This is a genomic window from Flavobacterium tiangeerense, assembly GCF_007830355.1.
Classification (GTDB): Bacteria; Bacteroidota; Bacteroidia; order Flavobacteriales; family Flavobacteriaceae; genus Flavobacterium; species Flavobacterium tiangeerense.
The window spans coordinates 51,407-76,418 of sequence record NZ_VLKO01000006.1 but is presented as its reverse complement, the minus strand read 5'-3'; the positions used below and the strand labels follow the sequence as shown (position 1 = coordinate 76,418).

Below are 25,012 nucleotides of genomic sequence, written 5' to 3'. Positions count from 1 at the left end.
ATGGAAAATACAAATAAAAAAATACTATTAGTTGAAGATGATCTTAATTTTGGAGCAGTCCTTAAAGACTATTTAATGTTAAATGACTTTGATGTGACTTTAGCTAAAAATGGTATGGAAGGTTTTGAAAAATTTAAAAAAGACACCTACGATTTGTGCATCCTTGATGTGATGATGCCATACAAAGATGGATATACATTAGCCAAAGAGATTAGAGAAAAAAATAATGAAGTGCCAATTATTTTTTTAACAGCAAAATCTATGAAAGAGGATGTTTTAAAAGGATATAAAGCTGGAGCAGATGATTATTTGAATAAACCATTTGACTCTGAAGTTTTATTAATGAAAATTAAAGCAATTATTCAAAGAAAAGCTTCTGATACTAAGGCTGAGCATGTGCAATTTGAATTTAACATTGGTAAATTTCATTTGAATTCTAAATTACGTTTCTTAACTTTCAAAGAAGAGGAGCCGATAAAGTTGTCACCAAAAGAAAATGAATTGTTGAAAATGCTAATTCTGCATGAAAATGATTTAATGCCAAGAGAATTAGCCTTGACAAAAATATGGAGAGATGATAATTACTTTACCTCAAGAAGTATGGACGTTTACATTGCTAAATTGAGAAAATATTTAAAACCAGATGAGGATGTAGAAATATTAAACATCCATGGAGAAGGATTTAGATTAGTTATAAAAAACAAAGTTGCATAAATACAAAAAGCCTCAAATTAACTTTTGAGGCTTTTTTATGTCATTTCCAATTTAATTGTAATGCAAAGCATGTTTTGTCATCTTTCGTAATGCTAAATATGGTTTCTTCTTTGTGAATACTTTCATGAATTTGAACCGTATCCTTTAATGATAATTCCTTTAAAAAATTCATTTCGATGCTGGCTACCTTTTGTTTTAATAACAATTTTTCGTCAACAACATCTAGACACCATTCTAGATATTTGACATTGTTTACATGATTTACAATATCCAAATCTGATAAAAAAACGGTTTTTTCAAACACTATTTCTCTCTCATTAGTGAAATTTATTTTAGAAAATCGTTCTATTGTTGGTTTTTTCTCTGGGTATAACTCAAAGTGCTCGTATGGAAGTGCTAAGGCTTCTGGGCGTCGTTTTTCTGTATTAAAAACCGCCCAAAAAGTTTCAGAACCTACTATTTTTTCTCCATTCAGATACATTTCTAGGGCTCTAACGGATCGCGAGTTTTCTAATGAATTGATCCATGTTTTTACCGTAACGGTATCGCCCCATTTGGGTAATTTGCTGATTTCAACACGCATTCGGCTCAACACCCATGCTTGATTAAACTCTTGCATGTCAGTAAAACTGATACCACCAACTTCAGAATGAGCCGCAGCAGTTAATTGCAAAATATTACATAAATCAGTGTATTTTAAATATCCGTTGGGCGCACATTGCGTAAAATTGATTTCCCAATCTTTGCTTAAAATAGAGGTGAATTTAGGGGATATAGGCATATAATAATTATGAATTATGAATTGGTATTCTTGTTTTTATGAACTATTTTAAAATTAGGAAAAAGCATCTTAATATTTATTAGTATAAAAAATAGTAGCATTATCGCCAAAACGATGAAACTTTTAATATCCAAATTTTTCAAATTTGGTTCTTCAATTTTCATTTGCAAAGCTAATATGTATGGTATTATCAGATATAATGTAAAAATTAAAAATAAAACTTTACCTATTTGTTTTATAGCTTTCATGATTATTTGTTTCCTTATTTGCGATATATTTTATTTTTTTGAATTTATGTAGGCAATGATTTTTTCGTAGGGTGTTTCAAAGTCAAACCATTTGGTGTTTTCATTTCTTTTAAACCAAGTTAATTGACGTTTAGAAAATCGTCTTGTATTTTTCTTTATTTCTTCGATGGCAAATTCTAATGAAAATGCTTTGTCAAAAAAACTAAATAACTCTCTGTATCCAACAGTTTGTAAAGCGTTTAACTCCTTGTTTGGATATAGAGTTTTGGCCTCGTTAAGTAATCCTTCATTCATCATAATATCAACGCGTTGATTGATGCGGTTATAGATTATTTTTCGATCAGCTTCCAAACCAATTAAAATAGGAGTGAAGTCACGATTGTTTTTTTTCTGGTTTAAAAAAGAGGAATACGGTTTTCCTGTTCCCAAGCATACTTCTATAAAACGCATCATGCGCTGCGGGTTTTGCAAGGTTTGTGGATTATCTGAGGTCAATGTTTTGTAATACGTAGGATCTAAAATTTCTAGTTTTTGTTGCAAATATCCAATTCCTAGTTTTTCATAATTGGTAGTTATATCTGTACGAATTGTTGAATCAATTTCAGGAAATTCATCAAAGCCTTTTAGAATGGCATCAACATATAAACCAGAACCGCCAACTAAAATGGCGTAATCATTATTTTGAAATAGTTCGTTAAGTTTAGCAAGGGTTTCTTTTTCAAAATCCCCAACGGTATAATTTTCAAAAATAGATTTATTTTGAATAAAATGGTGTTTGGCTGCTGCTAATTCAGCTAGGCTTGGAACGGCGGTGCCAATGGTCATTTCTTTAAAAAATTGCCGGCTATCACAGGAGATAATTTCGCAATTAAAGTGGCTTGCCAAGACAATGCTCAAGGAAGTTTTTCCGATAGCTGTAGGACCGACGATAGTGATTAAGTATTTCATATTTTTTAGCCCAGATGGCAACGTAAACCCCACAGGGATTGAAGTTCGTTTTTCTTGGTGTAAAAGAGCGACCGCATGTAGCTCCTTTTATGCCTTAGAAAAACAACTGAAGTCACGAGGAGTTGCAGTGTACAGCTGGAATTGCTCCTTATTGTTAAAATCAAATGTTATAAATGTTATTTATTTTTTTAATAATGTTTTGTGAGTTTCGCTGTTGTCTTACAAATGGATAATTTTTAACGTTTTATTTTTTCGGATATGGCCTTGAATAATATTCTTAACATCCCGATTATTTTGCATTGGGATAATGATGTTTCTTAGGATTTCTATATTGTTTATTTGATAGTTTAGATCATAAAAAGCATACCCTTTGTAAATTCCGTTTTCTATCAAAACCGCTGAGCGTTCGCTTATGGTTCGGCCTTTGTCAATTAAAATCATGTTTTGATTTTCAAAACTGTTTTTGTCAATAAAAGCTTGAACTCTGGCGTTGTATTCCTCTGGAGTTACATTGCCTATGCAAGCGCCATCACATTCTTTTATGGTGTATTGAAAGCAGTTTGTTTTACTAGCGTACAAGCCCGTTAGTTTTTGGCATAGGTTATAATGAGATGTGATTCTAAATAAAGCATTTTTCCCTTCTTGGATAGAAGTGAAAGACGTGATTTCTTTTTTACGACCATCGGCTTTTTGAAGTTTTAAGTTCAAATACCCTTTTTCATCTTTCTCAGCATAGAGCGCAAGTTGAAAAATACTTTTGCGTTGTGCCCTATTGTATATTGGTTTGTTGATTTTAATTTCTTCGCTTTCTTTTAAAAGTGCAATTAACTCACTACCCGTTTCATCATAAGTTACGGTATAAACTTCGGCTTGAATTTTTTTGCATTTATTGGTAGTACCTGTAAAATGCTGGTTGATTCTTTTCTTTATGTTTCGGCTTTTGCCAATGTAAATGAGATTTCCTTTTTCGTTATGTATGTAGTAAACGCCAGTTTTTGCTGGTAAACTAGAGACAATGTCTAATAGTTTTGGTGCAATTCCTTTTTGAACTTCTAGTTTGATAAAATCTTTAACAATTTCTTTTTCTAAATCTTTTTCTAAAAGGATTTTAAACAATTTTACGGTAGCCAATGCGTCTCCGCTGGCACGATGCCTGTCGGCCATTGGAATGCCAAGTGCTCGCACTAATTTTCCTAAACTATGTGAGGGTTGTTCTGGTAATAATTTTTGTGATAGGGCTACAGTACAAAGTGTTTTGGCTTCAAAATCATAGCCCAATCTGCGAAACTCTGTTCTCAAGATTCTATAATCAAAAGAAGCATTATGAGCAACAATCACACACCCATCAGTTATTTCAATGATGCGTTTGGCTACCTCAAAAAATTTGGGAGCTGATGTGAGCATGGCATTATTGATACCGGTAAGTTTTACAACAAACGGCTGAATGGGAATTTCAGGATTTACCAAGCTGATGAATTGATCCACTATTTCATGTCCATCAAATTTGTAAATGGCAATTTCAGTGATTCCTTCTTCGTTAAATTGTCCCCCAGTCGTTTCTATGTCGAGTATTGCGTACATTTTCAATATCAATTTCAAAAATCAATAGCAATTTCAAAATAAATATCTTAAATCAATGGAAATTCTTAAAAATTGAAAATTGTAATTCCCATTTCTATTGCCATTGAAAACACATTGTAATTGTTATTGAATTATTTTTTGTTGTTTATCATTTTAGAAGCTATAGCGATTAATTCTTCAACTTCTGTCAAAAGCCATTTTCTTTCTTCTAATTCTCCTGCTTTTATGTAATGTAAAACTTTTAATGAATTTCTCGACTCTTTAAGTTCCTTAACAGAAAGAGAAACTTTAAAAATAAAATCTTTATTTGTAATAGTCCCTTGAGCTTCACCATAATTTAATGCTGCACTTCCAGAGGAGCGTATGAGTTGATTTTTATAATAATCAATTTCATAAGATTTTTCTAGTTTTCTTACGAAGAAAATACATTCTCCCGCAAATCTAACTAAACGGTCTTCAAAATTGTATATTTTTTCTAAATTAGGTTCGTTTACAAGCATTTTTATCGACTTTGAAATTGAAATTAATTTCTTCCTCCAAAGATACTACTTCCTATTCTAACCATAGTACTGCCACATTCAATTGCGAGTTGATAGTCACCGGACATCCCCATTGAGAGGGTCTCTAGTGGGCAGTTTTCAATTTCTAAATTTTTAGTTTTCTCGAAAATTGTTTTCAATTGCGTAAATTCTTTCTTTATTTGATCTTTATTATCAGTAAAAGTACCCATTCCCATTAATCCAACGATTTTAATGTTTTTCAGTTCTTTGAATTCATTTGATGCTAGGAGGGAATCAAGTTCATCCTGATCAAGACCAAATTTTGTTTCTTCCTCGGCAATGTAAATTTGCAATAAACAATCAATAATTCGGTTATTTTTTAACGCTTGTTTGTTGATTTCTTGTAATAGTTTAAGACTGTCTACACCATGAATCAAACTTACAAAAGGTGCCATAAACTTTACTTTATTCGTTTGAACATGACCTATCATGTGCCACTGAATATCTTTGGGCATTTCTTCCCATTTATCAGCCATTTCCTGGATTTTGTTTTCTCCAAAAATGCGTTGACCAGCTTCATAAGCTTCCATCAAATCCGAAACCGGTTTGGTCTTTGAAACTGCAACTAAGGTTACATGTTCAGGTAAAGAAGTTTTAATTCCAAGTAAATTTGTAGCTATTGACATGATGAATTCCTGATTTTTATAAATTAAAGTTCATAGACTACTAATCCACTTCTGAACTTTGGTTCTATGTACGTACTTTTTGGAGGCATGATTAAATTAGCATCGGCCAATGCTTTTATTTCTCCTACGTTTGAGGGAAATAATATAAATCCGATTTCAAATTCGCCTTGGTCAATTTTATTTTTTACTTCTAAAACAGATTGCTTTCCAGAAAGGTACTCAATTCGTTCGTCATTTCGTAAATCCTCGATACCTAAAATGGGTAATAAAACTTCTTTATATAAAATTTGAGTATCTAAACTGTCTAAAGCAGAATTGAAAATTTCATTTTCTCTACGAAGTACTAAACTATAAAACTCATTATCAAGATACATCCCAAACTGATGTTTTTGACAAGGTTGAAAGGGTTGTTGCCATTTGTTTTCAATGCTGAAATTCTTTTGCAACGCAATCATAAACTCTTCCTTTGTCAAACCATTTAAATCTTTTACAAGACGATTAAATTCGTAAATTTTTACGTTGTTTTCAGATATTAAGTAGCTTAATATATGATTCTTAGAGGTGTTCTGAGCATCGGTATTTTCCTCAGATAATAATTTTAAAGCTTCAGTACGATGATGTCCGTCCGCGATATAAAGACTCTCTGTTTTTTCAAAAATATTTTGAATCCAATTGATTTCAAGTGGATCGTCTATCTTCCATAAATAATGAATTTCTTTCTTTGTGGTCGAAAATTCAAAATCAGCTAATTTCTGCGTGCAATTAAAAATCCAGTTTTCAATGGTTTTGTTGTCAGGATAAGTCATCAAAACGGGTTCTGTATTAAACTCAGAATATTTCATGTATTCTTTTAGCAATCGAACTCGAAAAGCAATAATATCTTCGTGCTTTTTAATGATTTCATTGCAATAATCAGCAACACTTGTTCCAGCTATGATTCCAATAAAAGATTGTGTTTTAGTAACAATTTTATGAATGTAAATTGCTGGTTTTTTATCTTTTACAAGAATGATCTCGTTTTTGAACTCTTCGTATTTTTGATGAACTTGCTTGTATCTTTTTTCAAATGAAACAGTTTCTTGATTGGTATAAGCAGGTTTTAAAATGTGTAAAAACGAAAGTGGATTAAAATCCAGTTGTGCTGCTAATTCAGCATTTACATATTCTTCATAAGATCTACAGGTTACAAGGCATACTTTGTCTCGGGTAGGTCTTACTGCTTTAAAAGGAACTATTTTAGCCATAATTAAGTCAAAAGTCAAAAGTTAAAAGTCAAAAGTTTAAAGAGGCGGACTTTAAGACTTTTGACTTTCAAACTTTATGACATTAAATAAATTGTTTAGAAATTTTTTCTGCTTTTTTACTTTCGGAATAATCGTAGAAACCTTCACCTGATTTTATTCCTAGTTTTCCAGCTCGAACCATATTTACTAATAATGGACATGGAGCATATTTTGGATTTTTGAACCCATCATACATTACGTTTAAAATGGCTAAACATACATCAAGGCCAATAAAATCTGCAAGTTGTAATGGTCCCATGGGTTGGCCCATTCCAAGTTTCATCACCGTATCAATTTCATATACACCCGCAACTTTGTTGTACAAGGTTTCAATTGCTTCATTAATCATTGGCATTAAAATTCTATTGGCTACAAAACCCGGATAATCATTCACTTCAACAGGAGTTTTTCCTAGTTTTTCAGAAAGACTCATTATGGTTTTTGTAACTTCATCTGAGGTGTTGTAACCGCGGATAATCTCTACTAATTTCATAATAGGCACCGGATTCATAAAGTGCATGCCTATAACACGTTCTGGATTAGTCACAACCGATCCTATTTGTGTAATCGAAATAGAAGATGTATTGGTTGCCAAAATGGTATCCTGCGAACAAATTTCATTCAATTGTTTGAAGATATTTAGTTTTAATGCTACATTTTCTGTTGCAGCTTCTACCACTAAATCAACACCTACAACACCGTCTTCGATATCATTATAAGTAATAATGTTAGTTATTGTTTTTGTTTTATCTTCTTCGTTAATAGTACCTTTAGCAATCATTCGGTCTAAATTAGCGGCAATAGTTGCCATTCCTTTATCCAGAGATTGTTCAGAAACATCTATTAATTTTACGGTAAAACCACTTTGTGCAAAGGTATGTGCTATTCCATTACCCATTGTTCCTGCTCCGATTACGGCTATTGTTTTCATATTATAGTGTTGGGTTAAAACTGAAGTATTTATCTAAATCTTCTTTTATTACTTCGTATTCATTTTCGTTAATGTATTTATTACTGTAAAGCCAAATATATCTCTCATTTTGGACTCCATATGGTAATACAGGATCAATTAGAAAGTACTTTTTTCTGAAAAAATCGATCTGTTTCTTATATACTAACTCGATATAATCATCTACTTCTTCAGCATTTTTTTTTGTGTAGATAAAATAAAAAAGTTTGGAAGAATCAATATGCTTTTCATCATGTCCATCAAAAAAAAACTTCATCACAGCCACGAATGCTAATGAGGTAGTTAGAAAAATACTTTGGACTAAAACGGGGCTTAACTTAAAATTATCAACAACTAAATATAAAATGAATGATAAATTTAAAAATAAAGAAAAATTCAATAACATTGAAGTAGAGTCTTCTTTAGTCTTATTTATGTACTGAGTCGTTTTAATTTCTTCTAATGGGATGTTGTACTTTAATTTGTGTTTTGGAGTATCTAAATCTACTATAATTTCATCTTCTAAAATTTCAAAAGACTGTTTTTGATTTCGATATTTAATTTCTAACTTATTTTCCATCAATGATTACTTTTTAAAACAATCAATAATTTGATAAGCAACTCGTAATGCTTCAGTTGCTTGATCTAAAGTCACTACTGGAGTTGTATTGTTGTTGATTGAATCTGCAAACGATTCTAACTCATCCAGAATGGCGTTGTTTTGCTCAACTTCGGGATTGGAGAAGTAGATCTGTTTTTTTACGCCTTCGGCATTTTGTAAAATCATATCAAAGTCGCCAGGAACTTCCGGAGCATCTTTCATTTTAACCACTTCACATTTTTTCTCTAAGAAATCAACTGAGATGTAAGCGTCCTTTTGAAAGAAACGAGATTTGCGCATGTTCTTCATCGAAATTCGGCTAGCTGTCAAGTTGGCTACGCAACCATTTTCAAATTCAATTCTAGCATTTGCAATATCAGGTGTATCACTTATAACAGAAACGCCGCTGGCACTAATATTCTTCACTTTTGATTTAACCACACTTAAAATAGCGTCAATATCATGAATCATCAAATCTAGAACCACTGGGACATCAGTTCCACGAGGATTAAATTCAGCCAAACGATGCGCTTCAATAAACATGGGATTTTCAATCATGTTTTTAGTAGCTATAAATGCAGGATTGAAGCGTTCAACATGACCTACTTGCCCTTTAACATTATATTCATTGGCAAGAGCAATGATTTCTTCTGCTTCCTCTATTGTGTTTGAAATAGGTTTTTCAATAAAAACATGTTTACCTGATTTGATAGCTACTTTTGCACATTTGTAATGAGAAAGTGTTGGGGTAACAATATCAATTACATCAACAGCATGAATAAGAGTTGCAATAGTACTAAAATGTTTGTATCCAAACTCTTTTGATATCTTTTCAGCATTCTCTTGATTTGGGTCATAAAACCCTACCAATTCATATTTGTCAGATTGTTGTAATAAACGCAAATGTATTTTTCCTAGGTGACCAGCACCTAATACTCCAATTTTTAGCATAAGGGTGTATTTTTTACAAAAATAGCAATTAAATGATTAATCTATTGTTGAATTAAGACAAATTGTGCGCTAAATTATTATTTAAAAACCAATATTTGATTTCAGTTTTTCTTTTCTATTTTTACAGAAATAAAAAAATAAATTTTGAAAGATACAGCCAAACATCAAGGACTTCGGAATCAATTAGTAAGCGTTTTAGAGCAAAAAGGGATCACGGATAAAAATGTTTTGGAAGCCATAAAAAAGATACCACGTCACCTATTTTTGGATTCAAGCTTTGAAAATTATGCTTATCAAGATAAGGCTTTTCCTATTGGTGCTGGGCAAACTATTTCACAACCGTACACCGTTGCTTTTCAATCCCAATTATTAGAAGTAAAAAAGGAAGATAAAATATTAGAAATCGGTACTGGTTCTGGATACCAAACAGCAGTTTTATGTACCATGGGAGCTAAAGTGTATAGTGTAGAACGCCAAAATGAATTGTTTAAAAAAACTACAAACTTATTTCCTAAACTGAATATTCGTCCTAAACATACTTCTTTTGGTGATGGCTACAAAGGGTTGCCAAATTACGCACCATTTGACAGCATTATTGTTACGGCTGGTGCGCCAATTATTCCTAAACCGTTGATGGCGCAATTAAAAATAGGAGGAAGGCTAGTAATTCCACTTGGTGAAGACGTGCAAATTATGACCTTGCTGATTCGAATTAATGAAACTCAATTTGAAAAGCACGAATTTGGAGAATTTAGATTTGTTCCCTTATTAGAAGATAAGAATTAAAACAAAAAAAAATCATCTTCAGCGTTTTATTACAAAAGAGTTGAAGATGATTTTTTTTTTGGCTTAGCCCAAAAAGATTTGTTTTTAATGGTTTGGAATAGAAAATAAGATATTTTAATCTGCTTGGCTATTGTGATTTTTCATCAAAATAGCCTTTACCAAAAACAAAAAAAATCATTTTAATTTAAAATGATTTTTTTATGCGTTCTAAGTCTCGTTTTGTATCCTGTTCTTTTAAAGATTCTCGTTTGTCATAAGTTTTCTTTCCTTTACAAAGTCCTATTTGAAGTTTTGCCATTCCTTTTTCATTTGTAAATAATTTAAGAGGAACTATTGTTAAGCCTTTAGCCTGAACACTTTTAGATAAACTTTTAAGTTCTTTTTTATTTAAGAGTAATTTACGTTCGCTACGGGCTTTATGGTTGAATTGATTTCCAAATGAATATTCTTCAATGTAGGTATTTATGGCAAATAATTCTAGATTACTGAATTCACAAAAACTTTCTGTAATATTGGCTTTGCCTAAACGAATTGATTTTATCTCAGTACCAGCCAAAACGATTCCAGCCGTAAATGTTTCGATAATTTCATAATCGAATTTGGCTCTTTTATTGTAAATATTAATTGTTTTTAACATGGTGCAAAGGTAGCAAAATTAAAATATCAAGCAATGTTTATGGCAATTTCAATAAATGGTAACTTATGGTATCACCAGTAATTGTAATTACATACAAGTTCCCAAAAACCGTATCTTCAATATCAGGAAACAAATTGTATTTGATAACTTGGTTTACAAACTTGGGTATTGAATTACTATGCCCTACAATCAAAACTTTTTTATTTAGAGTTTCATTTCTGAAATTTTCAATATTTAAATCTTTAAGATCGTACAGTTTAGTTTTTATATTTTTAGCTGTAGCTGTAGGTGCTGCAGTTTGTGTGGTTCTTTTAAAATCGGTGCTGTAAATTTCGTCAAAATGAACATCTGCAAAAATAGCATTCCATTGATTGGCTCTTTTTAATCCAATTTCTGATAAATCAGGATTTTTGGAATCATCTACTTTTTCGGCATGTCTAATAAAATAATAGGTAGTGATATTTTGTTGTGCTAAACAAATATTAAAAAACAATAGGGTAAGGATGAGTAGTTTTTTTTTCATGGTTAGATTTTTTAGGGGGTTAATAAATCATAAATTTTAGAATGTATATATTTGTACAATGGAAAAATTAAAATCAAACGACCCGCTACACGGAATCACACTTCAGCAAATTGTAGAAAAACTTGTCAGTCATTATGGATTTGACAACTTAAGTGAACTGATTAAAATTAAATGTTTTTCAAGTAATCCAAGCATTCAATCCAGTTTGACTTTTTTAAGAAAAACAGATTGGGCTCGTAAACAAGTTGAAGATTTATATGTTAAAAGTATAAATAAATTTTAATTTATTTTGTAAGAAACCATCACACCGCCTCTATAAGGAAGTGATTCTCCACTTTTGTTGTAATTTTTTACGTTTTCATAGCGTTGTCCTGTGGTTAAGTCATATCCTTTGTAAAAACCTTGATGCCAACCACCACCTAGGAAACAGTCAATCATAAATTTTTCATTTACTTTTACTTGATATCCTATAGTTGCACCAGCAAAATAACCAAACCCCTTTTCGTATAAATTAGTGTTTAAATAATTCCACTTTTGGAAATTAAAAATACTAGCTCCTATATGTGCACCTGCATAAAAACCATTATATTTTTCTTTAAAATGGTATCGATATTCTGGAGTGAAAGTATAAAATTCTCTGGGTTTACCGTTTACTGATTTCCAAAAAGAGGCCAAAGCATCAAAATGAAAAGTTGATTTCTTACCTATGCTCGTTTCAATACCTACATTTGGTATCGTTAAAATCGTTGTAAAAGCATTTACTTTAACATAAGTTTGAGCAGAAAGGGTAGCACTAGAAATTAAAATTATAAGAACAATTAATTTTTTCATAAAAAAGGTCGGTAGGATAATGTTTTAAAGAGGAATTTTTCATCAACAAAAGTAACAGTAATTTTCAAAAATCATAGTAAAATTTGTTGATTTTAAGTTTATGAAAATTATGATTTGTTGATTAGGGAGTAAATAGCTGAATCTAAAAATCGGCCCTCGTAAAATTCATAATCTTTAAAATGAGCTTCCTTTACAAAATTATTATTTTCTAAAACTTTTGCTGATGCAAGATTTTCTGGAGCTATAACCGCTTCTATTGAATGTAGTTTTAAGTCGTTAAACCCATAATGAACCGCAGCCTTGACAGCCTCAGTAATGATTCCTCTTCTTTGATAATCAGGTAGTAGCATGTATCCAATTTCGGCTCGGTAATGTTCTGGTTTAATGCGATAATGACCAATAATCCCGATAAGTTTTGGACTATCTTTTAAAGTTATAGCCCAATTGATGCCCTCATTAACTTCAATTTTTTGATCAATCATGGCAATATGCTCTAAAGCTTCTTCATCCGTTTTTAACAAAGGACGAGGGATATACTGCATAGTTTTTGGATTAGATCGTAACATTAAAATTTCTTTTACATCACCTGCGTTTACTCTTCTTAAAAGTAAACGGTCGGTTTCAAGATTTGGAAATGGAGTGAAATTGATAGTCAACATAGAATTTTATTAAAGAATTTTGATAGTAAATATAGATTGAAAGGTTGCGTTTGGTTCTAAAATTTGAATGCCCTCTTTTAGTAGTAAATCTCCGGTACTCTCCAGTACATCAGAATATCCAAACCAAGGTTCAATACAAATAAATGGTGCTGATATTTTTGTCCAAATTCCTAAACTTGGAAAATCCTCATATTCAACTTTTAAAAGAGGTTTTTTATTTTCTAAAATTGTAAGTTTTTTGGACTGTATTGTTTTGAAAATTAATGCATCAAGCGCAAATAAATCATAATTTAGTTTTACTTTTTTATTTTGAAGATTTAATTTTTGGGTCTCCTGTGATATTAAATCATTTTTTAATAAATGATACTCTAGAGGCTCCTCTTGTTCAAATTCAATTTCATAATCTTTAAATTTTAATGGTAAAGCGAAGGCTGGATGGGCTCCAATAGAAAAGGGCATGGCTCTTTTTCCAAAGTTTTTAACCAGATAGGAAATTGATAAATTTGTTTCTTTAAGAGTATAAATGATTTGCAATTGGAAATCAAAAGGATAATTTTTTAATGTATCATTGGTGCGTGATAATGAAAAAATAGCTCTCTCATCATTTGCTTCAATAACTTCAAAGTCCATGTCTCTTGCAAAACCATGACGGGTTAAATGGTAATCATTATTCTCATAATGAAAAGAATTGTTTTTTAAAGTTCCTACTATTGGGAATAAAATAGGGGAATGTTTGCCCCAGAATTCGGGATTACCATTCCACATGTATTCCCTTGTATTGCTGCTTTTAAGAGAAATGAGTTCTGCACCATGATGATCTATTGCTGCAGTTAGTTTATTGTTTTTTAAAATTGTAGTCAAAATAATTTTGTTTTACTGAGATACTCTAAATTTACCGTAAATATATTCAATATTTAATCACAAGATGTTTTTTTCTCAAAGTGCTAAAATTCTTAAACTTTTTATACGCAAAATTCTCTTTTTTTTCATTAATTTGTAAACAAAATCAATTAACTATGAAGAAAATCAATCTCGGATTTTTTGTACATGCGAGCTTATTATTTATTGGAATAATAAATTTGAATGCACAGCAAACTCCTGAAAATACTGCTAATACAGTATCAAAGTACAACTATCACGATGCTTTTGGACCTCATTTTTACACTAAAAATGGAAACGCAACACGTTCAGCAAGTGGTCAACCAGGGTCAGAATATTGGCAAAATAGTGCTAGTTACAAACTAACAGCTAAACTTGACGAGAAAAACAATGAAATTTCAGGATCTGGAATTATAACGTACACCAACAATAGTCCTGATAAATTAGGATTTGTTTGGATGAATTTAGATCAAAATCTTTTTAAAGCTGATTCTCGTGGAAGTGCAATAGTACCATTATCAGGTAGTAGAAATGGTGCGCAAGGTCAAGTTTTTGACGGAGGTCACAAAATAAAATCAGTATCTGTAATTAGTACTAATAAAGGTGTAGCTTCAGAAACACCTGCAAAATATTTGATTTCAGATACTAGAATGCAAGTTTTTTTGCCTCAAGCGCTGAATGCTAAAGGAGGTTCTACAAAAATTAAAATAGACTTTTCATTTATTGCTCCTTATGAAGGATCGGATAGAATGGGAGTTCTTGAAACTAAAAATGGAAAAATATTTACCATGGCGCAATGGTATCCTCGTATGTGTGTATATGATGATGTCCGTGGATGGAACGTGAATCCTTATTTAGGTGCATCTGAATTCTATTTAGAGTATGGTGATTTTGATGTAAGTATTACAGCACCTTCAAATCATATTGTGGTTGCATCTGGTGAATTGGTAAATCCTACAGCAGTATATTCAGCAGTGGAGCAAAGTAGGTTAGCACAAGCGAAGCAAAGTGATAAAACGGTATTTATTAGAACTGCCGATGAAGTTGCTAATACTTCAAAATCAGTATCAAGTACTACAAAAACTTGGAATTTTAAAATAAATAATTCGCGTGATTTTTCTTGGTCATCATCAGCCTCTTTTATTTTAGATGCTGCCAAAATCAATTTGCCAAGTGGGAAAAAATCGTTAGCTATGTCCGTTTATCCAGTTGAGAGTGCAGGTGATGCAGCTTGGGGTAGATCTACAGAATATACAAAAGCATCTATAGAGAACTATTCTAAAAGATGGTTTGAGTACCCTTATCCTGCAGCTGTAAATGTTGCTGGAAATGAAGGTGGAATGGAGTATCCTGGAATTGTTTTTTGTAGCTGGGAATCAAAAGGAGCTGATTTATGGGGTGTTACAGATCATGAGTTTGGTCACATTTGGTTTCCTATGATTGTAGGATCTAATGAACGATTGTTTGCATGGATGGACGAAGGTTTTAATACTTTTATCAATTCATTAAGTTCTGTTGATTTTAATAATGGAGAATATAAAGAGCCAAAAGCGGATTTACAGCAAAGAGCAGAAATGTATACAAGTCCTTTTTTGGAAACAATAATGAGTTCACCAGATAACATGAAGGAGCGTAACATTGGTCTTTTGGCGTATTCTAAACCTAGTGCAGGTTTAGTGATTTTAAGAGAGCAAGTTTTAGGACCTGAGCGTTTTGATTTAGCATTGAAAACATATGTTGAACGTTGGGCTTTTAAACATCCACAGCCAGATGATTTTTTTAGAACAATTGAAAATGTTGCTGGAGAAGATTTGAGTTGGTTCTGGAGAGGTTGGTTTCAATACAATTGGCGCTTAGATCAAGGTGTAAATTCAATAAAATATGTAAAAAATGATCCTAGTAAAGGAGTTATCATTACTATTGAGAACTTCGAAAAAATGGTTATGCCTGTATCTCTTGACGTGAAAACTAAAAGTGGAAAAATCACAAGAATAAAGTTACCAGTTGAAGTGTGGCAAAAAAATAAATCTTGGTCGTTTAAACATAATTCTACTGAAGAAATTGAAAGCATCACATTGGATCCGGATCATGCATTTCCAGATTCTAATACAGCCAATAATGTATGGACTGCTGACAAAGGTTTGCTTGAAAAAGATGTAATTCTGGATGGTTATTTGGGGATTTTTTCAACTCAAATGGCTCCTTTAAAAATCACTTTTTCTGAAAAAAATGGAGCGCTTAATGCCTTGATTACAAATTATCCTGCATTTTCTGTGGAGAACATTGGAAAGAATGCTTTTGAATCAAAACAAGCGGGACTTAAGTTTGAATTCAACGAAAATTTAAACGGTTTTGAAATGACTGTTCCAGGTGGACAAAAAATTCCTTTTACCAGAGATAAATAATTTTTTGGAATTTTAAAGAAGAATTTATTTTAATAAAAAAGACTTGTAAGTATTTACAAGTCTTTTTTTATTTCTTTATTCAGGTATTTGCTGACTTAAACAGTGTAGGGTTCCAAAGCCCCAAATAAAATCAGTTGCATTTATGCCGATAATTTCTCTATCTGGAAAGCATTCTGCTAGTATGTTTAGTGCTTTACGATCGTTACTATCATTAAAAGTAGGTACTAAAACACATTGGTTTAAAATCAAAAAATTAGCATAGCTTGCAGGTAATCGCAATCCGTCAAATTCTAATTTCTTCGGCATTGGCAAGGCTACAGTAATTGGAGATTTTCCGTTTTCAAGTTTTGCATTTTGTAAACGTTTTAAATTGTCTTGTAGCGGCTTATAATTTTTATCAAGCGGATCGTTTTCTACAATAGTGACAATGGTATCTTCGTTTACAAATCGACACAAATCATCAATATGTCCATGAGTATCATCGCCTTCAATTCCGTCGCCTAACCAAATCACATTGGTTACGCCAAGATATTCCTTGAAAACGGCTTCGTAATCTTCTTTTGTAAAGCCTGCATTTCGAACCTGTATGTCTGGGTGCATTAAACATTCCTCTGATGTTAATAAGGTTCCACATCCGTTTACATCAATGGCACCACCTTCAACAATCACCGGTTTTCCTTTGTACATGACTTGAGTTACAGGAATATTTAGAAATTCGCCCACTTTCTCAGGAACAAATTTATCTAATTGTATGTTTTTGTATTTGGCCCAGCCATTAAAATTAAAGTTTAATGCCTCTCTTTCGGCGCCGTTCTTTATAATGATTGGTCCAGAATCACGCATCCAACTTCTATTGGTTTTGTGAATGATGTACGAAACATTTGTTAGTTCAACATGAGCTGTTTCCAGCATGGTGTTTACTTTTATTTTTTGGTTTTCATCTGCCACAACCAAAAAAACAGTTTCAAAAGTTGCTACTTTTTTAATAAATTCTACAAAAGCCCATTGAACTGCTTCATATTTTCCAGGCCAATCTTTCCCATTATGAGGGAAACACAGTAGCATTCCTTGTTGTTTTTCCCATTCGGCTGGAAAACGCCTAGTATTTGTAGTCATATTATATACGTTTATCAAAGGTGCAAATATAATGATTCAGACTCACTTAAAAAACGAGCAAACATTGCAATTTTTTAAAACTGCGTTTTCATTTATAGTATTAAGGTAATGATTAAATAATATTGTGTTAATTATAGTTGATTTGTTCATTTCTATTTTTGGTAAAAAATAATTTATGAAAAAATACAGTATTTCACTTCTAGCTGCAATTTTGATTTTGTCTAGTTGTACTAAAGAGGATAATTCAAGCAACGATCAAGAAACTATTGTGAATGAAAATCCTGCTTCATTTAAAGAAATTGGAAGTCTTACAATAGGAGGAACAGGTGCTGCTGAAATTAGTGCATATGACGAAGTATCTAAGAAATTATTTACTGTCAACAATAGCAATACGAATAGAATTGATGTAATTGATTTGTCAAATCCAGCGAGTCCAAAATTTGTAACCAGTATTGATTTGACGCCTTATAATGGAGCCTCAAATAGCGTTACTACCTTTAATGGTAAATTAGCTGTAGCCTTAGAGGCAAAACCGAATAAGCAAGATGCTGGTAAAGTTTTGGTTTTTGATACCACTACATACGCTCTTATTAAAGAAATTACGGTTGGTGCCTTACCAGATATGATTACATTTTCTCCTGATGGAAATTTTATCATGACTGCCAATGAAGGTGAGCCAAACGACACTTACTCGATTGACCCAGAGGGTTCCGTATCTATAATTGCGGTAAATAGTAATTATGCGGTTACAACTTTAAATTTTGCAGGTTTTGTAAACCAGTTAAATACGCTCAAGGCAAAAGGTTTTAGAATTGCTAGCGTAACTAATAATTTCGCATCAGATGTTGAACCAGAATACATTACTATATCTGCTGATTCTAAAACAGCTTGGGTAACTTTACAAGAAAACAATGGGGTTGCTAAAATTGATTTGAGTAGCAAAACGATTACGAATATTTTTCCTTTGGGTCTAAAAGACTATAATCTTGCTGACAACGCAATTGATGTTAGTGATAAAGATGGAGGAATATTTATGAAACCTTGGAAAATAAAAGGAATGTATCAACCAGATGCAATAAGTAGTTTTGAAGTAAATAAAATATCTTATTTTGTAACTGCAAATGAAGGTGATGCTAGAGAATATAGCGCTTTTGTTGATGTAAAAAGAGTAGGTAGTTCATCAGTAATTCTTGATCCTGTAGCGTTTCCAGATGCTACAGCACTAAAAGCTGAGACTAGTTTAGGTAGGCTAAATATTAATACTAAAATGGGAGATACTGATGGCGATGGCGATTTTGATGAGCTAGTATCGTTTGGGTCGAGGTCGTTTTCAATCTGGAATGGTACAACTGGTGATTTAGTTTATGATAGTAAAAATGAATTGGATAAAAAATCACAAGAATTAGGTTTTTATGATGACGGTAGAAGTGATGATAAAGGGGCTGAGCCAGAATCTGTAGTAGTTACAAAAATGGGGCCTAAAACAATACTTTTTGTAGGTCTTGAACGCGCCGATGCAGTAATTATTTATGATATCTCAAATCCTGCAGCACCTAAACTAATGCAAACTATAAAAACGGGTGATGCTCCTGAGGGTCTACTATATATTCCTGCTTCAAAAAGTCCAACAAAAAGAAGTTTGCTTGTGGTAAGTAGTGAAGGTGACGGAAGTGTGAAAGTTTTCCAGCCAGATTTGAACTAAAATGTACTCTCGAAATAAAAAAATCCCTGCTTGAATAAAGAATTCAGCAGGGATTTTTTGTTTTAAAAAGAGCAGTTAGTCAATTGCTCTTTTTGTAATATCTCCAAAGGCATCTATACGTCTGTCTCTAAAAAATGGCCAGTTTTGACGCACATTTTCTTGTAAGTCTAAGTCAACCTCGGCAATTAAAATTTCTTCTTTATCATGTGAGGCTTGCGCCAAAATTTCACCTTGTGGCCCACAGATAAATGAAGCTCCCCAAAATTCAATTCCAGGAGTTTCTGGTAAATATTTTTCTAAACCAATACGGTTTGCTGCTGCAACATAAACACCATTTGCAACGGCATGACCTTTCATTACATTCATCCAAGCGCCATATTGGTTTTCACCATATTGCTCTTTCTCTTGCGGATGCCAACCAATTGCTGTTGGGTAAAACAATACTTCGGAACCTTTTAAAGCTGTTATGCGTGCTGCTTCTGGATACCATTGATCCCAACAGATTAATGTTCCTATATTCCCTTTCTTGGTACGATTGTTTTTAAATCCTAAATCACCCGGTGTAAAATAAAATTTTTCGTAAAATGCAGGGTCATCTGGAATATGCATTTTTCGATACAATCCTGCCTCTGAACCATCAGTATCAATAATATAGGCACTATTGTGATAAATGCCAGCCATTCTTTTTTCGAAAAAAGGAACAATAATTACAACTCCTAATTCTTTTGCCAAAGCACTAAAAGCAGTAAAAGAAGTGCTGTATAACGGTTCCGCTAAAGCAAAATTATCTACGTCTTCACTTTGACAAAAATAATGACTGCTGTATAATTCTGGTAACGAAATTACTTCGGCACCAAGTTTTGCTGCATCGCGAACCCAACTAATGCATTTTTTTAAATTATTTTCGGCTACATCATTCAGGTTTAGTTGAATAACAGCTATTTTATATTTTTTATTTGACATTACATAAATTTTAGAATGCAAAAATAGTAAATTTTATGGCTAGTATAAAATAGGCTTTATGTGTTTGCTAATTAACTTTACTAAAGAATTTTGAATTAAGCTTTCTACTGCTTTATAATTTGTAAAAAAAAACAACACTTCTTGTTTTGCAAGAAGTGTTGTTACAAAAATTTGAAATTAATTAAAAAGATCCACAAATATTTCCAGTAAATGTAGCACCTGCTCCAGCTGTAACATCAGCTTTTACAGCGCTAGCAGACAGTAACGGTATGGTATAACTTGGTGTAAAAGCCGTATTGCTTCCAGCAGTATTACCTGTTGTGTTTGTAAATATGTTACCTATAACTGTAACAGCAGTATAGCCTGTCATAAGGTCAATAGGTTGATTTACATTTTCAAATACATTATTTTCAACTCTAATGCTAGCTTCAAGACCTGCAGCTACACATTTATTACTAGCAGAACTGTTAAAGTAGTTGTTTACAATATGTACTTTACCAAAACGTACTCTTGGCATTCTTTCTTTACATCCAGTAGCCCACCAACATCTTGCAAAAGTTATTCTAAGTTTACCTCTATCTGCTGTTGCGCCATCACTAGAACCTATTAAGTTAGAATATCTGTGATCTGGAGAACCTCCTGATCCGCCTGGTCTTGGAGCTTTTAGGTACGTGAATTTAGTGTAAGAGACAGTTACAAAGTCTGACTGATTTTTGATATCTAAATTCCCATCAACTCCATCTCTAAACTCACAATGATCTACCCAAACATTTTGGCAATTATCAATTATTGCATTATCCCAACCATCTGTATCATATGCACCTGGTCCTTCAAAAATTAGATTTCTAAGAATGATATTTTTACATCTCTTAATATTTAAAATTCCAGAATTGGCTTTGGTTTGATCCGTCGAAACTAATTTTGCACCGCTGGCGCCATAAATTGTTTTTCCAGTTTGATCTTGAAAAGCAATACGACCCGTTGAAGTAGCAGGAATAGTAATGGTTCCTGTTACTTTAATGACTTTCACAGAAGTGTTTTCTATTGCAGCTTTTAATTGCGTATAAGTACTTACTACTGTTTCTGTAGCGTTGCCACCTCCAGTAGTTCCACCATTTTGTGATGCCCAGCCAGGAACAGCTGCACAATCGCCAACTCTTGCATTGTTCTTTGATGTTTTTGTTTCTAACTGTGCTGTACCTGCATTAGTTTCTGCAGTTTCTTCATTGTTACAACTTGTGAGCCCAAAGAAAAGACTCACAATGAAAACGGATACATTTAAATTTAATTTCATAGTACTTTTTGTTAAATGTTAGTGATTTAAAGCATTACAAAATAAATCATAAAAAAAGGTATTATTATTGAACTTGTTCAATAAAATCTATAATTAATTAAATTTTGTGTTTTTTATTGATTGTTATATTGAAAATACTATAATTTTATTATTTTTACGTAATCGATTGCATAACCTACTGTTTTTCGATTGAAATAATGCATAATTAATATAAATAAAACCCCAAAAAAATGTACGAATTAATGCGAAATAATATTGAGAAAAAAATTCCCCTGACCAATGAAGAATGGGAATTAATTCAGGAAAACGTAAAACAGGTTAAACTAAAAAAAAATGATTATCTCCAAATTCAGGATTCTAATAGTAAATACGAAGCCTTTGTTTTAAATGGAGCATTCAAAATTTATCACTTGAAAGAAAATGGTGCTGAGTGTATACTTTTTTTTGCATTTGATAATGATTGGATAACTGATGTTGAAAGTTTTTATCATGATAAACTTACAAGGTATAACATCAAAGCACTTGAGGATTGTGAAATTTTGGTCATTAATAAAATAAATAAAACTAAATTATTTAAAGAAGTTCCAAAGCTTTTGAAATTTCACACCTTGCTGATTGAAAAAACAAATATTGTCATGCAGGATAGATTGCTTGATATCTTGAACAAGACATCAAAGCAACGTTATTTAGATTTTATAAACAAATATCCTGTAAAAGCACAGCGAATTAATGATAGGAATCTCTCATCGTATCTGGGTGTTTCTCATGAGTTTTTATGTAAGATAAAAAAACAATTTAAGTTAGAGCGTACTACTGAATGCTGATTTTTCCCGTTTTATTTTTTCCTGTTTTAGAGATGATTTTGTAAATGTAAATACCACTTGGTAGACTTGGTAAAGTGATGGAAGTACTTTTTGTAATGAAGGATTGTGATACTGTATTTTGCCCATTCATGTTTAAAAGATAGAAAAAAGTTTCTTCTTCTTTTTTAGTTTCAATATTGATGTCTTGGTTTGGTTTTAAAGCCGTTGGATAAACAAAAAAATCACTTTTTCCCATAAAAATAATATCAATAGCTGTTGAATTTATTGTTGTATTATCTTCTAGTGTCAGTCGTACCCTGTATTTGTTAAATCCTTCTGATGGAGCGACATCATCTAGAGTAAAATTTTTAGATAAAGGAACATTCTTCGATGTTAAAAGTATTTCTTTGTTGTTGACTAATTTTAAGAGTTCCACTTTTTTTATTTGAAATAGACTAAAAAGATTTGTTGAGATTGTGATTAGGTTCTCAGTTGTAATCTCGGCATTTACAAATTCAAAATAACAATTGGAGTTATTTTCATAACGTAAAGTAGATTCGCTTTTTATACCCTCAACAGAGTTGAAATTAGGAGAGACAGCGTGAATTTTACCTTTTGTATAGGTGTAGGTTGAATTAGTAACTTGCTCCTTGAAAGTAAGTTTTGTATCAACTAATTCGTAAATATTAAAGCTAGAAACAGTTTCTGGTTTAGTCCAATTGATTTCAGTTGTTCCATTACAAACTAATGAAGTCGTGGTATTTAAATCGTACGAAATGATAAAACTATCCGAAATAAACTCTTCATTACCGATTTTCATTTTAAGTTTTGCTTTCGTAAAAAGCTCTTTTAAAGGTAGGTATAGGTATTGTCCATTTTCTATATTGATGTTTGTTTTGATGGATTCCCAAGTTTGTCCATCGTTATAACTTATAGATAATTCACCGTTAGTTCCTGTAATTGTGGAGTTCCATTTTATTGGTGAAATTAATTTACCATCTAGCGGGAAATTATTATTTAGAATAGGATAGTTCCATTCGAATGAGTTTTTTATCTCATAATCATAAACAATACTGTAATCTTGACTATCCGTATTTAGTAAACCAGCACTTATGGATATACTGTATGTTTGAAATTGAGGGTCAGTAATTTCTATTTGTTCAATTGTATTGACTTTATCAATACCTTTTGTTGCGGGTAACTGAGGTGAATTGGGATTTAATATCCATGGTAAAAAAGTTTCTGATGGTGAAATTAACGCTAAATCTAAATCATGTATTAAACTAATGTTAGTATTTACTTGGGCTGGCGGATCATTCCAAACCAATGTTATTTTTAAATTCTTACTATTATTTGGTATGGTTATTTGGTGCAAGTTTTTTTGTTCAGACTTTGTAGTTCCTGTTATAATTCTATTTTGTTGTATGGTATTTAAACATTTTAAGGCATTTACGTTTCCATAGCCATAAGTAAAATCAGGACCTAAATTTCCTAAATCTTTTGCACTATTTATCAAGATTGCTTTTGCAGTTGCATTCTGTAAAGAAATTGTATGTGTTTTGTTGTAAAGCTCTTTCAATAATGAAATAATTCCTGATGTGATTGCAGTTGCATTTGAGGTACCCTCTGTGCTATAGGCAACGATTTCGGGTTTGATCCTGCCGTCATACGCAGGACCTTTTGATGAAAATGGCATACTGTTTTCACTAGCATTCACACTTCCTACCACAATACTATTCTTTGATTGTTTAAAATTTCCTGTAATGCTTTTAAATCCTTCAGTCCCTCTATTTCCTGCTGAGAAAACATGATTGATTGTAGAATTCTCGTAAAGAGTTTTGTCAAATGCTGCCGCTAGATTGCCATAGAAATTCTCAATTACAGTACCATAAGAGTGGTTTTGAATGGTGGCTCCTTGCATAGTTGTGATTGCATCAGGGAAGAGAGAGAGAAAATTGGATGATTGAATTTTTGCTTTTGGAGCAACACCCTTGCCCAAAACAGAACTATTTCCTAACCCTGCAACTATTGTAGCCATTGCAGTTGCGTGCTTTGAAACTTGACTAGATTGTGTGTTAGAAGGAATATGTTTATTTAACAAATCAATATCGTTGATGTCAAAAAATTCATCTTTAATAGATACAATTTGATTTAAACCCGTTATGTCTTTAAAATTTTTTACCAACATATTAATTTGATTAACGCTAAAGTTTTGGTCAATAATTTTAGATTCAACGGTAGGGGTGAAAGATTCTTGGGTAATGGATAAGACGTTATGAATGGGAATGATTTGGTTAACTAAAGATTTGTAGTTGGTATTTATAAATACAACATCAGATTGGATAAAGTAATCTATCTGTAATGCTTTAAGTTTTTCTGTTAGTTTTAAAATATCGTTAGTTACGATTATATAATTTTTCTTCGATGAATGGTTTTTTAGATTGCTTGGTAATTTCCACAAATTATTTAATGGATATAATTTAATATCTTGATTTTCAACCGAATTTTTTGAAAAGGAAATCACACTAAATTTTGAATCTAGTTTTTTTATAATCTTACAATTATTTAAAAGTGCATCTTGTGTTTTTACAAGATAAAATTGAGCTGATGTTTTATCTCTTTTTTCTTTAATAAATTGTTTCCATTTTTCTTCCGTTTGTGCAAAAAGGGTAAAGGGAAAAATAATAATAAGTATGGTATATTTAGTTTTCATCAACTTTTTTGGGATATTAAATAAACTTTTTTAATCTTAATATAGTGTAAAATAAGTGTTATTAATTTATATCTAAAATAAACATTTTTTTAAAATAAATTACTTCTAAATTCTGTTTTACTCGATGTAAAAAGTGTTTTTATAAATTTTAATTCTTACAAAAAATATGTTAAAAATTTAAAGTAAACTATTTTAAATTTAAGTTTTTTGTTTAAATCAAGATCTAGGGCTACTGTTTATAAAAATCAAATTTAAACAATTTAAGTACAACTTGTTTTGCGTAAATTGATAAATAATTCAAATAACCTGATTTTGTTTTTGCCTTATTCGAATAAAGTGTTTTTATTTAACATTTTGATTGACGTATTATTAAAAGTGTAAAATTTAATAAAAACGAAATTACTGGGTTTACAAGCTTTTTATATTTATTAATATAACAATAAATGTTAAAATTGTTAT

General features: G+C 31.7%; 24 protein-coding genes. 6 read left to right on the top strand and 18 right to left on the bottom strand.

Annotated elements, in window-relative coordinates; translation table 11 throughout:
* Positions 1 to 714 (top strand): response regulator transcription factor, encoded by a 714-nt coding sequence (locus tag IQ05_RS08045; protein ID WP_144891817.1) that lies wholly within the window; start codon positions 1 to 3, stop codon positions 712 to 714.
* A gap of 40 nt (positions 715 to 754) precedes the next feature.
* Here IQ05_RS08045 and IQ05_RS08040 read toward each other — a convergent pair whose 3' ends face one another.
* The 9 genes from IQ05_RS08040 to IQ05_RS08000 form a co-directional block, all read right to left on the bottom strand.
* Complete coding sequence (locus IQ05_RS08040) at positions 755 to 1,495, bottom strand: acyl-[acyl-carrier-protein] thioesterase (protein WP_144891815.1); 741 nt, start codon at positions 1,493 to 1,495, stop codon at positions 755 to 757.
* Between the two features lie 278 nt (positions 1,496 to 1,773).
* Positions 1,774 to 2,691, bottom strand: coding sequence for a tRNA (adenosine(37)-N6)-dimethylallyltransferase MiaA (miaA, locus tag IQ05_RS08035; RefSeq protein WP_144891813.1), 918 nt, complete (start codon positions 2,689 to 2,691; stop codon positions 1,774 to 1,776).
* Positions 2,692 to 2,910: 219 nt separating this feature from the next.
* Positions 2,911 to 4,272: an exonuclease domain-containing protein gene (locus tag IQ05_RS08030; RefSeq protein ID WP_144891811.1), complete on the bottom strand. Its 1,362-nt coding sequence runs from the start codon at positions 4,270 to 4,272 to the stop codon at positions 2,911 to 2,913.
* Between the two features lie 131 nt (positions 4,273 to 4,403).
* Complete coding sequence (locus IQ05_RS08025; RefSeq protein WP_144891809.1) at positions 4,404 to 4,772, bottom strand: four helix bundle protein; 369 nt, start codon at positions 4,770 to 4,772, stop codon at positions 4,404 to 4,406.
* 23 nt (positions 4,773 to 4,795) lie between these two features.
* A complete protein-coding gene (locus IQ05_RS08020; RefSeq protein ID WP_144891807.1) occupies positions 4,796 to 5,458 on the bottom strand; it encodes a YggS family pyridoxal phosphate-dependent enzyme in 663 nt (220 codons plus the stop codon).
* 23 nt (positions 5,459 to 5,481) lie between these two features.
* Positions 5,482 to 6,702: a DUF1015 domain-containing protein gene (locus IQ05_RS08015; RefSeq protein WP_144891805.1), complete on the bottom strand. Its 1,221-nt coding sequence runs from the start codon at positions 6,700 to 6,702 to the stop codon at positions 5,482 to 5,484.
* Positions 6,703 to 6,784: 82 nt separating this feature from the next.
* Positions 6,785 to 7,672 (bottom strand): 3-hydroxyacyl-CoA dehydrogenase family protein, encoded by an 888-nt coding sequence (locus tag IQ05_RS08010; RefSeq protein WP_144891803.1) that lies wholly within the window; start codon positions 7,670 to 7,672, stop codon positions 6,785 to 6,787.
* A 1-nt stretch (position 7,673) separates the two neighbouring features.
* Positions 7,674 to 8,270 carry a hypothetical protein gene (locus IQ05_RS08005; RefSeq protein WP_144891801.1) on the bottom strand — a complete coding sequence of 199 codons (597 nt, stop codon included), beginning with the start codon at positions 8,268 to 8,270 and terminating at the stop codon, positions 7,674 to 7,676.
* 6 nt (positions 8,271 to 8,276) lie between these two features.
* Positions 8,277 to 9,242, bottom strand: coding sequence for a Gfo/Idh/MocA family protein (locus tag IQ05_RS08000; RefSeq protein ID WP_144891798.1), 966 nt, complete (start codon positions 9,240 to 9,242; stop codon positions 8,277 to 8,279).
* Between the two features lie 144 nt (positions 9,243 to 9,386).
* Here IQ05_RS08000 and IQ05_RS07995 point away from each other — a divergent pair, with 144 nt between their 5' ends.
* The gene (locus IQ05_RS07995; RefSeq protein WP_144891796.1) at positions 9,387 to 10,028 is read left to right on the top strand and encodes a protein-L-isoaspartate(D-aspartate) O-methyltransferase; all 642 of its coding nucleotides are present in this window, start codon (positions 9,387 to 9,389) and stop codon (positions 10,026 to 10,028) included.
* Positions 10,029 to 10,212: 184 nt separating this feature from the next.
* Here the strand turns inward: IQ05_RS07995 and smpB are convergent, their stop codons facing one another.
* A complete protein-coding gene (smpB, locus tag IQ05_RS07990; RefSeq protein ID WP_086454511.1) occupies positions 10,213 to 10,665 on the bottom strand; it encodes an SsrA-binding protein SmpB in 453 nt (150 codons plus the stop codon).
* 37 nt (positions 10,666 to 10,702) lie between these two features.
* Entirely contained in the window at positions 10,703 to 11,188 is a 486-nt protein-coding gene (locus tag IQ05_RS07985) for a histidine phosphatase family protein (protein WP_144891794.1), read from the bottom strand.
* A 58-nt stretch (positions 11,189 to 11,246) separates the two neighbouring features.
* On the opposite strand from IQ05_RS07985, the gene IQ05_RS07980 reads away from it, so the two are divergent.
* A complete protein-coding gene (locus tag IQ05_RS07980) occupies positions 11,247 to 11,471 on the top strand; it encodes a VF530 family protein (RefSeq protein ID WP_144891792.1) in 225 nt (74 codons plus the stop codon).
* On the opposite strand, the gene IQ05_RS07975 is transcribed toward IQ05_RS07980, so the two are convergent.
* The 3 genes from IQ05_RS07975 to IQ05_RS07965 all read right to left on the bottom strand — a co-directional run bounded on the left by IQ05_RS07975 (position 11,468) and on the right by IQ05_RS07965 (position 13,539).
* Entirely contained in the window at positions 11,468 to 12,019 is a 552-nt protein-coding gene (locus tag IQ05_RS07975) for a DUF3575 domain-containing protein (protein WP_144891790.1), read from the bottom strand. The two genes, IQ05_RS07980 and IQ05_RS07975, sit on opposite strands and share 4 nt — an antisense overlap.
* 107 nt (positions 12,020 to 12,126) lie before the next feature.
* Positions 12,127 to 12,678 carry a GNAT family N-acetyltransferase gene (locus IQ05_RS07970; RefSeq protein ID WP_144891788.1) on the bottom strand — a complete coding sequence of 184 codons (552 nt, stop codon included), beginning with the start codon at positions 12,676 to 12,678 and terminating at the stop codon, positions 12,127 to 12,129.
* Between the two features lie 9 nt (positions 12,679 to 12,687).
* The gene (locus tag IQ05_RS07965) at positions 12,688 to 13,539 is read right to left on the bottom strand and encodes an aldose 1-epimerase family protein (RefSeq protein WP_144891787.1); all 852 of its coding nucleotides are present in this window, start codon (positions 13,537 to 13,539) and stop codon (positions 12,688 to 12,690) included.
* A 155-nt stretch (positions 13,540 to 13,694) separates the two neighbouring features.
* On the opposite strand from IQ05_RS07965, the gene IQ05_RS07960 reads away from it, so the two are divergent.
* Positions 13,695 to 15,962, top strand: a complete 2,268-nt coding sequence (locus IQ05_RS07960; protein ID WP_144891785.1) for a M1 family metallopeptidase — start codon at positions 13,695 to 13,697, stop codon at positions 15,960 to 15,962.
* A gap of 75 nt (positions 15,963 to 16,037) precedes the next feature.
* On the opposite strand, the gene IQ05_RS07955 is transcribed toward IQ05_RS07960, so the two are convergent.
* Positions 16,038 to 17,078, bottom strand: a complete 1,041-nt coding sequence (locus tag IQ05_RS07955; RefSeq protein ID WP_144891783.1) for an agmatine deiminase family protein — start codon at positions 17,076 to 17,078, stop codon at positions 16,038 to 16,040.
* Positions 17,079 to 17,253: 175 nt separating this feature from the next.
* Between IQ05_RS07955 and IQ05_RS07950 the strand changes: the two genes are divergently transcribed.
* Entirely contained in the window at positions 17,254 to 18,780 is a 1,527-nt protein-coding gene (locus IQ05_RS07950) for a choice-of-anchor I family protein (RefSeq protein ID WP_144891782.1), read from the top strand.
* Positions 18,781 to 18,855: 75 nt separating this feature from the next.
* On the opposite strand, the gene IQ05_RS07945 is transcribed toward IQ05_RS07950, so the two are convergent.
* Positions 18,856 to 19,743 (bottom strand): carbon-nitrogen hydrolase, encoded by an 888-nt coding sequence (locus tag IQ05_RS07945; protein ID WP_144891780.1) that lies wholly within the window; start codon positions 19,741 to 19,743, stop codon positions 18,856 to 18,858.
* Positions 19,744 to 19,924: 181 nt separating this feature from the next.
* Positions 19,925 to 21,037 (bottom strand): pectate lyase family protein, encoded by a 1,113-nt coding sequence (locus tag IQ05_RS07940; protein ID WP_144891779.1) that lies wholly within the window; start codon positions 21,035 to 21,037, stop codon positions 19,925 to 19,927.
* A 242-nt stretch (positions 21,038 to 21,279) separates the two neighbouring features.
* On the opposite strand from IQ05_RS07940, the gene IQ05_RS07935 reads away from it, so the two are divergent.
* Entirely contained in the window at positions 21,280 to 21,861 is a 582-nt protein-coding gene (locus IQ05_RS07935) for a Crp/Fnr family transcriptional regulator (RefSeq protein ID WP_244289546.1), read from the top strand.
* On the opposite strand, the gene IQ05_RS07930 is transcribed toward IQ05_RS07935, so the two are convergent.
* Positions 21,848 to 24,553, bottom strand: a complete 2,706-nt coding sequence (locus IQ05_RS07930) for a S8 family serine peptidase (protein WP_144891775.1) — start codon at positions 24,551 to 24,553, stop codon at positions 21,848 to 21,850. The genes IQ05_RS07935 and IQ05_RS07930 overlap by 14 nt on opposite strands.
* Between the last annotated feature and the right edge of the window lie 459 nt (positions 24,554 to 25,012).